The 1,294-nt window shown below is 54.5% G+C and carries 1 protein-coding gene; it reads right to left on the bottom strand.

The window, feature by feature from the left end:
• Positions 1-24: 24 nt before the first annotated feature.
• Complete coding sequence (locus AC3WWR_RS30825) at positions 25-1,248, bottom strand: IS4 family transposase (RefSeq protein ID WP_223194315.1); 1,224 nt, start codon at positions 1,246-1,248, stop codon at positions 25-27.
• Between the last annotated feature and the right edge of the window lie 46 nt (positions 1,249-1,294).

Raw genomic sequence — 1,294 nt, forward strand, 5'->3', positions numbered from 1 at the left:
TCACTAGTGTCCGGTAAACATGTTTCATAGCTGAAGGCTGCCTTGGGCAGCCTTCAGCTTTTCTCGCTCCTGCCTTCGTCGATCCCTCAGTTCTGGAGTAGCGGGCCGTTCGTGCAGGACGTGAGATATGCGAACCGTCAGCTCGAACAACGAACCGGTAAATCCTGAGCGACGATGGAAAAGGTGCAGTAACAAGTAGCTGATCAAGGCACTGTAAATCTGCAGGCGCACGGCGTTTTCAGAGAAGGCATAGAAGCGTTTGAGTTTCAGATGTTGCTTGATCCACTTGAAAAACAGCTCGATCTTCCAGCGATCTTTGTACAAGCCCGCGATTTCTTCAGCTGTTCTTGCGAAGTCGTTGGTCACCAGGATTAACGGCGTGGCATGTCCCTCGCGCTCAACCACCACGCGTCTTACCGGCGTTTCTCGGTAGTCATTCAGACGCTTACCGCCCAGATGCTTTTTGCCGAATAGAATGACTTCATCGGTCATGACCGGGCTTTGCTCGGCTACGGTCGAGTGCTTGTGCAGCACTTTGATATTGGCGTTTTTCTTCAGGCGGGTGACGAAAAAAGCGCCTTTGGTCTGCAACTGGTGCCACCAGTTGTAATCGCAATAGCCCTTGTCAAAGACATACGTCATGCCGGCCTGAATCGGCATTTCCAGTGCATCGCTCAGGTCGTTGACGTTGGCAGGAGTGATGTTGACGTACACCGGGGCCAACTGCGCCAAATCTAGCCCGACATGTACTTTCAAGCCCTGCGTAATGCGGGTTTTCGTGGCGGCTGTCCAGCCATCGAAGTGAGGTCCGCGCAAAGTGATCGACGTGGAATCAAGCAGGCTAACCATGGCACCGACTTCTTTGCGCTGCTGGCGGCTGATGCCGCGCAACAGCAACTCGCAAAGGTCCTGGAATGGCCGGTAGTCACGCTTGTTCAAGGCATCCGACAGGGTCGAGCGGGCGACCGGACCCGCTTTAAGATGGTAGCTATGCGGGCTTAGAGTTTCGGAGAAAGTCGCCAAGGACCGCAGGCTTAAGGCTTGGGTTACATGACCGCTAACCAGTGTCACCAGCAATTGCCAGGACGTGCAGCGTTTGACGTAGCGATCAGCCTGGTGCCTTTCGGTGGATTGCCGAAAGAACTGGCGCGGGATCGCACTGAGCAGGTGGGCTAAACGGGTGCTGGTAAACATGAGCCAAAATCGAGTCTGAAAAATCCGATTATGACTGACGGCCGCCAACAGCAAGGGGGAGCAAGCTCCCCCTTCGGTTTTTACCGGACACTAGTGACGC

It is taken from the genome of Pseudomonas sp. EB271-G4-1, from assembly GCF_058791355.1.